This window comes from Luteibacter sp. (assembly GCF_051958795.1).
Lineage (GTDB): Bacteria > Pseudomonadota > Gammaproteobacteria > Xanthomonadales > Rhodanobacteraceae > Luteibacter.
In genome coordinates, this window is sequence record NZ_JBQCFT010000252.1 from 1 (window position 1) to 13405 (window position 13405).

Consider the following 13405-nt stretch of genomic DNA (forward strand, 5'->3'; position numbering starts at 1 on the left):
TCGCTGATCTTGCCGGCACCATGCGCGCCCACGGCTTCGAACACGTTCTGCACGGTAATCGGGCAACCGTTGCGGCTGCCGTGGTCGATGCTGCCACCGTAGAGGGCGACGCCCGGGATATTCAGGCGGGCCAGCGCCATCGCCGCGGCGGGGATGGTCTTGTCGCAACCGCACAGCACCACCATCGCATCGAGGCAATGGCCATCGACGGCCAGCTCGATCGAATCGGTGATGACCTCGCGGCTGACCAGCGAGGAGCGCATCCCGGTGGTACCCATGGCGATGCCATCGGTTACAGCGATGGTGTTGAACTCCACCGGCGTGCCACCGGCGGCGCGTACGCCTTCGGCAGCCGCCTCGGCGAGTTCGCGCAGGTTGAGGTTGCACGGCGAGACGTTGGACCAGCTGTGCACGATGGCGACCATCGGCTTTGCGATCGCCGCGTCGTCCAGGCCGGTGGCGCGAAGCATGGCGCGGGCCGGCGCGCGATCGGGGCCGGTCTTGATCGCATCGCTGCGCAGCGTGCGGATGGGGATCTTCCGGGTGCTCATGCGGCCTCCGCCTTGGCTTCGATGGCGTCCAGGACAGCGCGGGTCACGTCGTGCGTGGAGGCCGTGCCGCCCAGGTCGCGGGTGAGGTTGGCTTGTTCGAGTACGTGGTCGACCGCGGCTTCGACGGTCGCGGCTTCGTCCGGCAGGCCCAGCGAATGGCGCAGCAGCATGGCGGCCGAGAGGATCGTGCCCAGCGGGTTGGCGACCGACTGCCCGGCGATATCCGGGGCGGAGCCATGGATCGGCTCATAGATGCCGGCGCCCGGGCCACCGATCGACGCCGACGGCGACAGGCCGAGCGAGCCGGCCAGCACCGAGGCTTCCTCGGTCAGGATGTCGCCGAACATGTTCTCGGTGACGATCACGTCGTAATCGGCCGGATGGGTCAGCAGGTGCATCGCCATCGAATCGACCAGCTGGTGCTCGAGCGTGACGTCCGGATAGTCGGCGGCGACGCGCGTGGTGACCGAACGCCACAGGCGAGAGGTTTCCAGCACGTTGGCCTTGTCGACCGAGGTGACCTTCCTGCGGCGCGTGCGCGCCAGTTCGAAGGCGTGGCGCGCGACGCGCTCCACCTCTTCGACGCTGTAACGGCATTCGTCGGTAGCGTCGGTTTCGCTGCGCGTCTTCGCACCGAAGTAGATGCCGCCGGTGAGTTCGCGGATGAACACCAGGTCGACTCCCTGCGTGCGCTCCGGCTTCAGCGGCGAGAGCGCGGCGGTGCGTGGGTGCAGCTTCAGCGGGCGCACGTTGGCGAACACGCCGAGCAGCTTGCGCATGGCCAGCAGGCCCTGCTCCGGCCGGATCTTCGCCGACGGGTCGGACCACTTCGGCCCACCGACGGCACCCAGGAGGATGGCGTCGCACGCCAGCAGCGCGTCGCGCGTGGCCTGCGGCAGCGGGTCGTTGAAGCGATCGATGGCATCGCCGCCAATGGCGTGCTCGGTGAAGGTGAACTGGTGGCCGAAGCGTTCGGCGACCGCACGCAACACGGCAACGCCGGCGGCGGCCACTTCGGGACCGATGCCGTCACCCGGCAGTACGACGATCTGGGCCTTCTTCATGCAGCTTTCTCCATGCGTTGTTCATAGGCGCTGATGGCGCTGTCCTGCTGCAGCAGGAAGCCCATCTGGTCCACGCCGTTGAGCAGGCAGTGGCGGGCAAACGCCTCGAGTTCGAAGTGGATGTTTCCGCCGTCGGGCAGGCGGATGCTGCTGCTGGCGATATCGATGCGCAGCTCGATGCCGGGGTTATCCAGCAGCCAGCGGTGTTCGGCATCGGAGAGCACGATGGCGAGCAGGCCGTTCTTCAGCGCGTTGCCGCGGAAGATGTCGGCGATCTCGTTGGAGATGACCGCCTGGATGCCGTAGTCCAGCAGGGCCCAGGGTGCATGTTCGCGCGAGGAGCCGCAGCCGAAGTTGCGGCCGGCGACGAGGATCGAGCAACCCTTCGCCTTCGGCTGGTTCAGCGGGAACGCGGGGTCGTCGCTGCCATCGGCGGCGTAACGCCAGTCTTCAAAGGCGTGCTTGCCCAGGCCGGTGCGCTCGGTGGTGGTGAGGAAGCGCGCCGGGATGATGCGGTCGGTATCGATGTTTTCATCACGCAGCACCGCGGTGCGGGAATGGACATAGGTCAGCGGGCGGCTCATGCGGCGGCCTCCTGGTTGAGGTAGTCGCGGGGATCGGCCACGCGGCCCGCGACGGCTGACGCGGCGGCGACGAGCGGGCTGGCCAGCACGGTGCGCGCACCTTTGCCCTGGCGACCTTCGAAGTTGCGGTTGCTGGTGGCGACGACGAGCTGGCCTGGCTGCGCCATGTCGCCGTTCATGGCGATGCACATGGAGCAACCCGGCTGGCGCCACTCGGCACCGGCGCTCAGGAACACCTCGTGCAGGCCTTCGCTCTCGGCATCGCGGCGTACCTGCTCGGAACCGGGCACTACCAGCATGCGCACGCCCTCGGCGACGCGGCGGCCACGCAGGATCTCGGCGGCGGCGCGCAGGTCGGAGAGGCGGCCATTGGTGCAGCTGCCGATGAAGACCACGTCGACGGCTTCACCTGCGATGGGCTTGCCTGCGGTGACCTTCATGTAATCCAGCGCGCGCTGTTCCAGCGCGTCGGCCGCCGCCGGCACCGGTGCATGGATGGGGACGACCATGCCCGGATGGGTGCCGTAGGTGACCGAAGGCTGGATCGCCGAGGCGTCGATGCGCACTTCGCGGTCGTAGCTGGCGTCGGCGTCGGTGGTGAGCGTGCGCCAGTGCGCGACGGCGGCATCCCACGCGGCACCCTGCGGCGCGCGCTCGCGGCCCTTCAGCCACGCGAACGTCGTGTCGTCCGGCGCGATCAGGCCTGCGCGTGCGCCGGCTTCGATCGACATGTTGCAGACGGTCATGCGCTCTTCCATCGAAAGCGCGCGCACCGCTTCGCCGGTGTACTCCAGTACATGGCCAGTGCCGCCGCCGATGCCGATCTTCCCGATGATGTGCAGGATCAGGTCCTTCGCAGTCACGCCAGGCTGCAGCTGGCCATCGACGTGGATGGCGAACGACTTGGGCTTGCGCTGCAGCAGGCACTGCGTGGCCAGCACATGGCCGACCTCGGTGGTGCCGATGCCGAAGGCCAGTGCGCCGAACGCGCCGTGGGTCGCGGTGTGGCTGTCGCCACAGACGATGGTCATGCCGGGGTGCGTCGCGCCGACCTCGGGGCCGGCGACATGCACGACACCACGGTGCGGGCTGTCCCAACCCATCAGGTCGATGCCGAACTCGGCCACGTTGGCCTCGAGCTTCGCGACCTGGGCTTCGGCTTCCTTCGTGAAATAGGGGCGCTTGCCATCCGCACCGGCCGGCAGGGTCGGCGTCGAATGATCCAGCGTGGCCAGGGTGCGATCCGGACGGCGCACCTTCAGGCCGCGCGTACGCAGTTCATCGAAGGCCTGCGGTGAGGTCACCTCGTGGACCATGTGCAGGTCGATGTAGAGCACGCCGGGCGTGCTCTCGGTCTCGGCCGCGACCTGGTGGGCATCCCACAGCTTGTCGAACAGGGTGCGCGCGCTCATGCCGCGACCCTCCCGGCGGTGGCTTCCTCGATGGGCGTCAGCCAGCCCCAGCGGTCTTCGGTGCGGCCATCGAACAGGCCGAAGAAGGCATCCTGCAGCGCGCGGGTGATCGGGCCCGGTCGGCCGCTACCCACCGGCTTGCGGTCCACGGAGCGCACGGCGGTGACCTCGGCGGCGGTGCCGGTCATGAACACTTCGTCCGCGAAATAGAGCATCTCGCGTGGCAACGGCTGCTCGACCACTTCGTAGCCCAACTCCTTCGCCAGCGTGAGGATCGAATCGCGGGTGATGCCGCAAAGGATCGAGGCGGCGGCCGGCGGCGTGTAGATGACACCCTTGCGCACCACGAACAGGTTCTCGCCCGCGCCCTCGCTGAGCAGGCCGTCGGTGCCCAGCGCGATGCCCTCCGCGTAACCACCGTTCACCGCTTCGCGAGCGATCAGCTGGCTGTTGAGGTAGTTGCCGCCAGCCTTCGCGCCGCTCGGGAACGTATTCGGCGCGGCACGGTTCCAGGAGGAAACGCAGACATCCACACCCTTCTCGATGGCATCGGCACCGTGGTACGCGCCCCACGGCAGGGCGATGATGGCCACATCCACCGCCGTATCCAGCGACGGCGCCAGACTGAAGGTGAACCCGCTGCGATACACGATGGGGCGCACGTACGCCGAGGTCAGGCCGTTCGCGGTGATCACCTCGCGGCACGCGCGGTTGAGCGTGGCGGCGTCGTACGGCATCACCAGGTCGTACACGCGGGCCGAGTGGAACAGCCGCTCGGTGTGCTCATCCAGGCGGAAGTAGCGCGGGCCGTCCGGCGTGCTGTACACGCGGATGCCTTCGAACACGGAGGAGCCGTAGTGCAGCGCGTGCGCGCCGACGTGGCAGGTGGCTTCGGCCCAGGCCTTGATGCGGCCGTTGTGCCAGAGATGGGTCGGGGCTTCCATGGATCCTCCTTCAGGACTGGACCGCGACGGCCGCGGTCTCGTTTTCGGCTTCGTATGCGCCCATGAGCGCGACGAGGTCATCGTTGGTGACGGAGCGCTGCCGGTCGGCGACGACCTTGAAGCGCTCGAAGACGGCATCGAGCGTCGTTTCATCCACCTCGTAGTCGAGCTCGACGAGGCGCTGGCGCAGGGCGTGGCGGCCGGAGTGCTTGCCCAGGACGAGCGACGTCTTCGCGCCGACGTCCTGTGGGCTCATGATTTCGTAGGTGCCGCGGTGCTTGAGCATGCCGTGCTGGTGGATGCCGGATTCATGCGCGAAGGCGTTATCGCCCACGATCGCCTTGTTGCGCGGAACGGCCTGGCCGGTGACCTCGGTGAGCAGGCGCGACGTGGGATACAGGTGCTGGGTGACGATGCCGGTATCCAGCTTGAACAGCGGCCGCCGCGTGTGCAGCGCCATCACGATCTCTTCCAGCGCGGCGTTGCCGGCGCGCTCGCCGATGCCGTTGATCGTGCACTCGACCTGGCGGGCACCGGCGCTGATCGCGGCCAGGCTGTTGGCCACGGCCATGCCGAGATCGTCGTGGCAATGCGCTGAGAAGATGACCTTTTCCGCCCCGCGCACGTTTTGCTGCAGGTAGCGGAACATCTCGGTGATTTCTGCGGGGGTGGTGTAGCCGACGGTGTCGGGGGCGTTCAGGACGCAGGCGCCGGCTTCAACGGCGACCGAGAAGATCTCGGCGAGGTAATCCGGCTCGGTGCGCAGGGCATCTTCGGCGGAGAATTCAACTTCATGGGCCAGCGCTTTGGCCCGTTCGATCGCCGTTGCGGCGATGTCGATCACTTCCTGCTTCGATTTCCCCAGCTTGTGTTCCCGATGCAGGGGAGAGGTGGACAGGAACAGATGGATCCGTGAGTGCCTCGCGCCTTCCAGGGCCCTTCCCGCTGAATCGATATCCCCTGGTTGGCAGCGTGCCAGTGCGGCGACCGTCGGTGTCCTCAGTGTCCTGGCGATCTCGGCGACGGCGGCGAAATCATCGGGTGAAGCCTGCGGAAACCCCGCTTCGATGATGTCGACGCCCAGTGCTTCCAGGGCTTGTGCCATGCGCAATTTGGCGCGCCGGTCCATGGAAAACCCAGGGGCCTGTTCGCCGTCGCGCAAGGTGGTGTCGAAGATACGCACGCGGCCTACGTCGCTTTCGACGTTGCCGGGTGTACTGCCCTGGTGTGCTGGATTCATGTCTGGCTCCGCTCGTTGTCGAGGCGGGCTGGAGGCATTAAAAAACCCCGCATCCGTTACCGGGTGCGGGGTTCTTAAGGAGTCTTCAGGTTATTTTCGTTTCACCTGGACACTTGCCCTTAGCCCGCACCTCCGCAGGTAATAAGTACAAGGTTAATAAGAAGGAGGCCGCCGCCGAGACGCAGCTTGCCGTCGACCTTGGTAAGTCGATTCAGGGCAAAGCGGCCGATGGTGGTGCGCTGCGTCATGCGATCGAACGTACGTCACGCGTTTGACGCGTGTCAACAGTTTCTGTTGAAAGAAGTTTCCTAGGAGTGTTTGGACGGCTATCCGTCCGTGGTGTGGTTTGGTCGGCGGGACCGCATGGGAATGCAGCGTGTGGGCAAGTGGTATGCACCGTCGTGCGCGTGGAAAAAACTTCGCGCACGGCCATTGGTTGCAGGTGAAACAACGCCGATCCGCACCGGATGCATCGACGCACTATTGTCCCGCGCTCGAACGCGTTCCTAGAAATGAGAAGAATCCGAAAAAAGATGGAGTGTGATTTGGTTCGCACTTTCCGCGTTGCCCGCGCTGTCCTGTCTACCTAGACTTGCCACCGTTCCCCACGGAACGCCAACCCAAAGGATGATTCATGGCCAATGTTCGGAAGGCCGGGGCGCGCATGCTTGCGCGGCTCGCGGCTGGTTTTTGCCTCGTTTTCCCCCTCGCCACGCTTGCCGACGACGGCATGGCGCCCTTCCCCGAGTACAACGGCGATGCGCGCTGGTCGCCGCTGGCCGCCGAAGCCGCCGGCTGGCAGATGACCGCCAATTGCGCCTGGGAACGGTATGTCGGCTGCACGATCACCCAGGTCTCCACGATCTCGACCGGCTACGCCTACCGCTATCACTACAGCCGCCCCCGATCGGATGGCGGCTTCGACCTGGTCGAGCGCGACGGCTTCGGTCCCGGCGCCTGGTCGTGCCCGGCGAATTTTGGCGTCTATACCGAGTTCATGGGCATGGAAGTGGGTCCGTACCCGAACCGGCTCCTCGACATGGGTACCGGCTTCCCGGTGCGCTGCAAGGCTTTGGGCGGGGTGTTGGCAGAGGCGGGGAGTGCCGTCGCTGGCGCACAGGAGGCCGTCGAGCGCTTTGAACAGGGCAGGCTGCTCGAGCGCCAGGTGCTGGGTGGGGAGCCCGTGACCTGGATCGTGGTATGGGACGCCACGGGCGCTGACATCACGGGCCGCGGGGAGCGCCTGGTGGTGGATGCACGCATCGAGCAAGGGAGGGTGGTGTCGCTAGGGAGTGGACTCCAACTGGAGTACGGCACCGAGGGCGCGCTGGACACCGTGCGGGGTTTGGGCGGCACGGTGTTCTCGCGGGCTTACATCAACGACCCGGAAGGCCGGCTCGTCGCCGCACTAAGGGCAGCCCGGCATCAACTGCCCACCGGCCCGGCATCGGAGCCCATTGCAACGCTGGCGAAGCTGGCCAAATCGATCGACGCGCTGCTGGACGGCAGCGCCCGCTAACGAGCCCATCGCGCGCAAGCGCGCTCCCACAGAAGCACTCGCAACGCACTTGTGGGAGCGTGCTTGCACGCGATGGCATCGCCTCAGTGCTTCCACCCGCGCAACCACTCAGCGAAGAGCCGCCCATCCGCTGCAAGCGGTTCAGCGACGGCTTCGCGGCCAAGCATTGCCGCGAGCGCCTCCGGTACTTCCACCGCTCGCCCAATCAAGGGCTCGACAATCGTGTCGAACTTCGCAGGGTGTGCGGTGGCGGCCATGGTCCACGCGCGTGCATCACCGGCGAGCCGGCGTTGTTCGAAGACGCGGACTGCCGTGGCAGTGTGGGGGCAAAACACTTCGCCATCGCTCGCGGCATGCCGGCGGATCGTGTCGCGGATCGTCGCATCGTCGATGCCGTATGCGCTGCCGTTCAATCGTGCTGCGTCTTCGCTACCAAACAGGTGGAGAAGGCGCTCGAAGTTGCTGGGCGCTCCCACGTCCATGGCGTTAGCGATCGTCGCCACCGCGTCGCGCGCCCGATAGGGCTGGCCGCCGAAGAACTCCGGCAGCGTCTCGTTGGCATTGCAGGCGAACACGACTTCGCCGATCGGCAGGCCGATCTCGCGGGCCCACAGGCAGGCTACCGCGTTGCCGAGGTTGCCCGTGGGGACGATCACGTTCATCGGGCCGTCCTCTGCGTGCAGGGCGGCATGGCCGAAGTACGCCATCTGCGGGAGCAGGCGGCCGAGGCTGATGCTGTTGGCGGATGACAGCGGCACATCCGCCTGCAGCGCCGGATCGCTCAGCGCACCCTTCACCAACCGCTGGCAATCGTCGAAGCTGCCTTCGACACGCAACGCACGTACGTTGCCGCCGAAGCTGCCCAGCTGGTGCGCCTGGCGTGGCGAGACCCGGTTGTCGGGATAGAGGATCGCCACCCGCACACCGGGGAAGCCGTGGAACGCGGCGCCCACCGCGGCGCCGGTATCGCCCGACGTCGCCACCAGGATCGTCAGCGGCCGGTCCGCACCCGCGCGCAGGCGCACGATGCACGCGGCGAGGAAGCGCGCACCGAAATCCTTGAACGCCGCGGTCGGGCCGTGGAAGAGTTCCAGTACATGCGCCCCGGCAATACGCAGCTCACGGCGTGGGGCAGGGTGGGCGAATGCATCGGCGCAGATGGCTTCGAGTTCACCGGCAAGCCCGTCGCCCTCGAAGAACGGTGCGAGCATGGCCGCGGCCGTACTGGCGAGATATCCCCCGGTCGGTAGCGGCCCCACCCGCGGCATGGCCTCGGGAACAAACAACCCACCATCCGGCGCAAGCCCCGCCGCAATGGCGGAAGAAAGCGACACCGGCGCGGCAGCGCCGCGCGTACTCACGTAGCGCATCGTCACACCACCCGCGCCGCGGGGCCATCGATCGGCGCCACGAGCGCATCGCTGCGGTGGCCGGCGTGGCGGAATGCCGCCTGCATATCGTGTGCGGCGGCCACGGCCGCAGCCCGATCTTCAAACCAGCCGAAGACGCTGGGCCCGGCGCCGGAGATGCTGGCGCCAAAAGCACCGTGGTCGAGCGCGGCCTGCTTTACCGAGTAGAACCCGGGGATGAGCGGAGCGCGGCGCGGCTCGACCAGCACATCGGAGAGGCCTTCGCGCACCAGCGCCGCTTCACCGCGATAGCAGCCGGCCAGCACCATCGCGAGGTTTGCGCTCTGCGCCACGAACTCGCCGAGCGCGTAGTGCCCTGCCAACGCCGCGCGCGCCTTGCGGGTCTCGAGCACCACATGCGGATGCACCAGCGCGCAATGCCATTCCGCGGGCACGGGAACACGGACAAGCCGCTTATCGGTGGCGAGAACCAGTCCGCCAAGCAACATCGGCCCGAGGTTATCGCCGTGGCGGCTGCCGCTGGCCACGACCTCGCCGTCCATCGCGAACGGATACAGCGCCTCGCGCGGCAGCGGCTCATCGAGAAGCGCATTTGCGGCGACGACCGCGGCGACACATGAAGCGGCCGAGCCGCCCATGCCGGAACCCAGCGCGATGCCCTTGTGCAGGATGAGTTCGAAGCCGAAGGGGAGATCGAGCCCGCGGATCATCGACAACAGCGCGGCACCCGCGGTGTTGTCTTCCGCCTTCAGAGGCAGGTCGGTTACGACGCCGTGGATGGCGGCGATCCGGACCTCACGTTCGGGAATCCGGCGCACCTCGGCGCGGTCGCCAGCACCTTCCACGGTATGGCCGAGGATGTCGAAGCCGATACCGACGTTACCTACGCTGGCAAACGCCTCGGCAGTGGCGACATCGGTGGGGGTGAGGGGCGAGGTGTCTTCTTTCAGCATGCGCATCGTTTTACTCCCATGGCGCCGGCCACGCGCAGCAGGTCGGTGAAGACCGCCGCCGCCGTGACCTCGGGACCGGCACCCGGCCCCTGGACGACCAGGGCATTGTCGCAGTATCGGCGCGTCGCGAAACGCACCACGTTGTCGGTGAGCTGGCCGTGGGCGAACGCGTGGCTCCGTTCAAGCACTTTCACGCCGACCGAGGCGCCATCGCGGTCGAGCCGGGCCACGTGGCGCAGCACGCCGCCGGACGCCCGGGCTTCATCCAGCAGGGCGGCCATCGGAGCGTCCATGGCCGGAAGGGCCTCCATGAAGTCGTCGCGGTCGAGGGACGCCAGGCTGGCCGGCACGAGGCTTTCCACGGCGACGTCGTCCAGCGACAGCGCCACGCCGGCCTCGCGGGCCAGGATCACCAGCTTGCGCGCCACGTCCATGCCGGAAAGGTCATCGCGGGGGTCCGGCTCCGTGTAGCCCAGCGCGTGCGCCTCGCGGACCAGGGCAGAGAAGGGCACCGATCCATCGAAGCGGTTGAACAGCCAGGCCAGCGTGCCGGAGAGCATGCCCTCCACGGCGAGCAGTTCATCGCCCGTGTCGATCAGGTCGCGCAGCGTCTGTACCACCGGCAGGCCGGCGCCCACCGTGCCTTCGTAATGCAGGCGGGCGCCGCTGGCGTCGGAGGCGCGGCTGATCGCCTTCCAGCGGTCGATGCAGCCGCTGGCGGCGCGCTTGTTCGGGGTGACGACGTGGATCCCGGCGGCGAGCCAGCCGGCGTAGTGGTCCGCTACGGCGTCACTGGCCGTGCAATCGGCTAGCACGGCGGCCTCGCCGGGATGGCCGGCGACGTAGGCGGCGAAATCGTCCAGTACGACGGGCCGCCAGATCTGCGCGCCGCCGGTACGGCCGTTCAGGGCCTCGTCGTCGCAGTCCAGCCACATGTGCCGGCTGTCGCTGACCGCGCGCAGGCGGAGCTCCAGCTGGCACTCACGCAGCAGGCGCGGCGCGGCATGGCGCAGCTGGTGCAGGAAGGCCGAGCCGACCTTGCCGGGTCCGATGACCCCGACATTGACGACGAGCGGCGGCGCGGCCGCGCGCAGGGGCGCGGCGCGCAAGGGCGAACGTTGGAGAGCGACGGCGAGGGACACGGTAAAGCCTCCTTGGGAGGCCCGTCACATCGCAGAAAGGGATTTCGGCTGTGGATCCCGGCGCCGGTCCCGTCCTGCGGGAGGTCGGGGCCGGCAGCGACATGGAACCTAAGCGCGCGCGGACTCCGATCCTCCGACCGTAGTGGTCGTGGTGGTGGTCGTAGTCGCGGTGGTGGTGGACGCAAGCGCGCGGGCCACGCAGGTGGCCGGGATGGAACGCAGCGCTGGCGCGTTGAAAGACATGGCCCGACATTAGGCCCGCATTGTGCGGTGTGTCAAGCGCCAGAAAGTCATAGGCCGGGGGTGGCTGGGCCGTGTCGTAGGAGCCCACCCTGTGGGCGACGCCGTTCGCGGGATAGCCACAGGACCTGCGGCGGTGTCGCGAAGGATGTCGCCCACAGGGTGGGCTCCTACAAGAGGTTGCTTACTTCTTCGAAAGATCCAGCGCGTACACGGCCGTGCCGTCGCCGTTGTCCTTCACCTCGGTGACGTGCAGGCCCAGCGACTTCGCCAGGTCGGCCTTGCCCGAGGCACCGGTAAAGGTCACTGGGCCCTTCACCTTCACCGGCACGAAGCTCCACGAGCGCTTGTCGACCAGCTTGTTCGTGATGGTCTTGTTTGCCTCGACCCACTTGATCACGACTTCGCGGTTGCCATCCGGCGCGTTGAGCACCACCGAATCACCGTTCATGCCCGGGAACTCGCCGCCGCCGTTCGCACGGTAGCTGTTGGTCACGACGATGAACGGCTGGCTGTCCTTCACCGGCTTGCCCTTGAAGCGCAGGTTGCCGATGCGCTCGCCTTCCGGCTTCGTCACGTCGATGGTGTAGGTGATGCCGCCCTGGATCTGGTCGAAGTTGTAACCGGGCATCTTGCCGATCAACGGCTGCTCGCCGTCCTTCGCCGGGTCGATCTGGTTGAAGCGGTTCGCCGATTTCTCCAACCATGCCTTCACGCCCGCGCCATCGATCTTCACCGCGGCCAGCGTGTTCGGGTAGAAGTAGAGGTCCGACGCATTGCGGATCGTCATCGGGCCCTTCGGCACATCGGTGTAATCATCCGGGCCGCCGAAGCCGGTGCGGAACGCGGACGCCGCGGAGATCACCGGTACATCCTTCAGGTCAGGGCGCGAGCGCGCGAGTTCGTCCCGCGCGTAGTCGATCTGCGCGGCATTCACCACGGCCAGCGCCGTCATGTTGCCTTCGTCCGCGAAATAGCTGGTGAGCGCGTGGTCGGTCGCGCCGATCGGCGTATTCACGTAAGCGATGGCGGCCTCGTGCGCATCCTTCACCAGCGGTGCGATGGCCGGATCCGCCTCGACGCACTGGCCCTTCTTGACGCAGATCGGGCGCACCTGGCTGTGGCTCTTGTCCTTCTCCACGACCCAGCGGCCACCCTCGCGCTTCATGCTGAGGTTGATGACGCCGAGATCCTTGCCGAAGAAACCGCCCATCACCGCGGGCACGCCGCGAACGATGCCGCGCTTCGCGTCGACATCCTTCATGCCCTCGTAGCGCGGCCCCGGGAACTCGGTATGCGAGTGGCCGAGCAGCAGCGCGTCGATACCCGGCACGCCGGCGAGGTACCAGCCGCCGTTCTCCATCTGCGGCGTATACGGCGCGGTGTTCAGGCCGCCATGCAGGATCGCGACGACGAGATCGGGATGCTGGGCCTGGATCTCCGGCATGTACTTCTGCGCGGCCTCGACCACGCCGGTGACGGTGACCTTGCCCTGCAGGTTGCGCTTATCCCAGTCGAGGATCGGCGGTGGGGTGAAGCCGACGATGGCGATGCGCAGCTCGGTCGGCACGTCCTTGCCGGCAGCGTTCTTCGCCATGACCGTCTTGGTGACGATGGTCCACGGCTTGAAGATGGGCTTGCCGTCGCGCGCGCTATCCACGTTGGAAAGCACGAGCGGGAACTTCGGGCCGGCGCACTGCTTCGCCGTCACGCCATCGACGTTCATGGCCGTGTTCGTGACCTGCGCGAGGAACGGCAGGCCGTAGTTGAATTCATGGTTGCCGGCGGTGCCGCCGTCGTAGCCCATGCTGTCCATGGCTTTGTAGATGCCGAGCTCGGTATCGCAGCCGATCGGCTTCACCAGCGCCTGGTAGTCGGCGAGGACGCTGCCCTGGATGGTGTCACCGCTGTCGAACAGCACGGTGTTCGGGAATTCCTTGCGGGCCTGGCGGATCAGCGTGGCCACGCGCTCGTAACCGAACGACGGGTCGTCCTTCTGCTTGTAGTAGTCGTACGAAAGGATGTTCGAGTGCACGTCGGTGGTTTCGAGGATCGCGAGGTCGAGCGTCGCGCCATCGGCCACGGCGGCCGGCTTCCCGGCGGCGGTCTTGTCGGCGGGCGTGCTGGCGCACGCGGCGAGCAGGGCGGCCGAAAGCGTGGCCAGGGCGAGGGGCTTGAACATCATGGAGGTCCGTTCATCGGTGGATCAGGGGGAGCGAAGCTAGCAGAAAGCGGTGACAGCCGCCTGCTCGCGCGTCGTAGGAGCCCACCCTGTGGGCGACGCCTTTCGCGGGATGGCCACAGGACCTGCGGCGGTGTCGCGAAGGATGTCGCCCACTGGGTGGGCTCCTACAAGAGGTTGCTTACTTCTTCGAAAGATCCAGCG

At 67.2% G+C, this 13405-nt stretch carries 11 protein-coding genes and 2 pseudogenes; 1 reads left to right on the forward strand and 12 read right to left on the reverse strand.

The genetic code is table 11. The features are described from left to right. From ACTHLF_RS12950 to ACTHLF_RS12980, 7 genes are all read right to left on the reverse strand, one after another. A partial coding sequence (locus tag ACTHLF_RS12950; RefSeq protein ID WP_440327772.1) for a dihydroxy-acid dehydratase domain-containing protein occupies positions 1 to 521 on the reverse strand: 521 nt, incomplete at its 3' end. A gap of 26 nt (positions 522 to 547) precedes the next feature. Further along, entirely contained in the window at positions 548 to 1615 is a 1068-nt protein-coding gene (gene leuB / locus ACTHLF_RS12955; protein ID WP_440327762.1) for a 3-isopropylmalate dehydrogenase, read from the reverse strand. Beyond that, positions 1612 to 2199 carry a 3-isopropylmalate dehydratase small subunit gene (gene leuD, locus ACTHLF_RS12960; RefSeq protein ID WP_440327763.1) on the reverse strand — a complete coding sequence of 196 codons (588 nt, stop codon included), beginning with the start codon at positions 2197 to 2199 and terminating at the stop codon, positions 1612 to 1614. The genes leuB and leuD overlap by 4 nt, the downstream gene beginning before the upstream one ends. After that, positions 2196 to 3611: a 3-isopropylmalate dehydratase large subunit gene (gene leuC / locus ACTHLF_RS12965; RefSeq protein WP_440327764.1), complete on the reverse strand. Its 1416-nt coding sequence runs from the start codon at positions 3609 to 3611 to the stop codon at positions 2196 to 2198. Before leuC ends, leuD begins: the two co-directional genes overlap by 4 nt. Then, positions 3608 to 4555 carry a branched-chain amino acid transaminase gene (locus ACTHLF_RS12970; protein WP_440327765.1) on the reverse strand — a complete coding sequence of 316 codons (948 nt, stop codon included), beginning with the start codon at positions 4553 to 4555 and terminating at the stop codon, positions 3608 to 3610. The genes leuC and ACTHLF_RS12970 overlap by 4 nt, the downstream gene beginning before the upstream one ends. Before the next feature lie 10 nt (positions 4556 to 4565). Continuing rightward, positions 4566 to 5795, reverse strand: coding sequence for a 2-isopropylmalate synthase (locus ACTHLF_RS12975; RefSeq protein ID WP_440327766.1), 1230 nt, complete (start codon positions 5793 to 5795; stop codon positions 4566 to 4568). 119 nt (positions 5796 to 5914) lie between these two features. Beyond that, on the reverse strand, positions 5915 to 6043 hold the full coding sequence (locus ACTHLF_RS12980; RefSeq protein ID WP_440327767.1) for a hypothetical protein: 129 nt from the start codon (positions 6041 to 6043) through the stop codon (positions 5915 to 5917). Between the two features lie 386 nt (positions 6044 to 6429). Between ACTHLF_RS12980 and ACTHLF_RS12985 the strand changes: the two genes are divergently transcribed. Further along, positions 6430 to 7314 (forward strand): hypothetical protein, encoded by an 885-nt coding sequence (locus tag ACTHLF_RS12985; protein WP_440327768.1) that lies wholly within the window; start codon positions 6430 to 6432, stop codon positions 7312 to 7314. 83 nt (positions 7315 to 7397) lie between these two features. Here the strand turns inward: ACTHLF_RS12985 and thrC are convergent, their stop codons facing one another. From thrC to ACTHLF_RS13010, 5 genes and pseudogenes are all read right to left on the reverse strand, one after another. After that, on the reverse strand, positions 7398 to 8684 hold the full coding sequence (thrC, locus tag ACTHLF_RS12990; RefSeq protein ID WP_440327769.1) for a threonine synthase: 1287 nt from the start codon (positions 8682 to 8684) through the stop codon (positions 7398 to 7400). A 2-nt stretch (positions 8685 to 8686) separates the two neighbouring features. Beyond that, complete coding sequence (locus ACTHLF_RS12995) at positions 8687 to 9643, reverse strand: homoserine kinase (protein WP_440327770.1); 957 nt, start codon at positions 9641 to 9643, stop codon at positions 8687 to 8689. Then, positions 9631 to 10275 (reverse strand): annotated as a pseudogene (locus ACTHLF_RS13000) (homoserine dehydrogenase); the annotation flags it as partial. The gene ACTHLF_RS12995 and the pseudogene ACTHLF_RS13000, both read right to left, overlap by 13 nt. A 66-nt stretch (positions 10276 to 10341) precedes the next feature. Then, a pseudogene (locus ACTHLF_RS13005) lies at positions 10342 to 10779 on the reverse strand (homoserine dehydrogenase); the annotation flags it as partial. A gap of 424 nt (positions 10780 to 11203) precedes the next feature. Then, positions 11204 to 13204, reverse strand: coding sequence for a bifunctional 2',3'-cyclic-nucleotide 2'-phosphodiesterase/3'-nucleotidase (locus tag ACTHLF_RS13010; RefSeq protein ID WP_440327771.1), 2001 nt, complete (start codon positions 13202 to 13204; stop codon positions 11204 to 11206). Positions 13205 to 13405: the final 201 nt, after the last annotated feature.

Bases quoted from the DNA above. Each gene is read 5' to 3' on its own strand.
- leuB (WP_440327762.1), bottom strand. From the start codon at position 1,615: ATGAAGAAGGCCCAGATCGTCGTACTGCCGGGTGACGGCATCGGTCCC.
- thrC (WP_440327769.1), bottom strand. From the start codon at position 8,684: ATGCGCTACGTGAGTACGCGCGGCGCTGCCGCGCCGGTGTCGCTTTCT.
- ACTHLF_RS13010 (WP_440327771.1), bottom strand. From the start codon at position 13,204: ATGATGTTCAAGCCCCTCGCCCTGGCCACGCTTTCGGCCGCCCTGCTC.
- ACTHLF_RS12970 (WP_440327765.1), bottom strand. From the start codon at position 4,555: ATGGAAGCCCCGACCCATCTCTGGCACAACGGCCGCATCAAGGCCTGG.
- ACTHLF_RS12995 (WP_440327770.1), bottom strand. From the start codon at position 9,643: ATGCGCATGCTGAAAGAAGACACCTCGCCCCTCACCCCCACCGATGTC.
- leuD (WP_440327763.1), bottom strand. From the start codon at position 2,199: ATGAGCCGCCCGCTGACCTATGTCCATTCCCGCACCGCGGTGCTGCGT.
- leuC (WP_440327764.1), bottom strand. From the start codon at position 3,611: ATGAGCGCGCGCACCCTGTTCGACAAGCTGTGGGATGCCCACCAGGTC.
- ACTHLF_RS12980 (WP_440327767.1), bottom strand. From the start codon at position 6,043: ATGACGCAGCGCACCACCATCGGCCGCTTTGCCCTGAATCGACTTACC.
- ACTHLF_RS12985 (WP_440327768.1), top strand. From the start codon at position 6,430: ATGGCCAATGTTCGGAAGGCCGGGGCGCGCATGCTTGCGCGGCTCGCG.
- ACTHLF_RS12975 (WP_440327766.1), bottom strand. From the start codon at position 5,795: ATGAATCCAGCACACCAGGGCAGTACACCCGGCAACGTCGAAAGCGAC.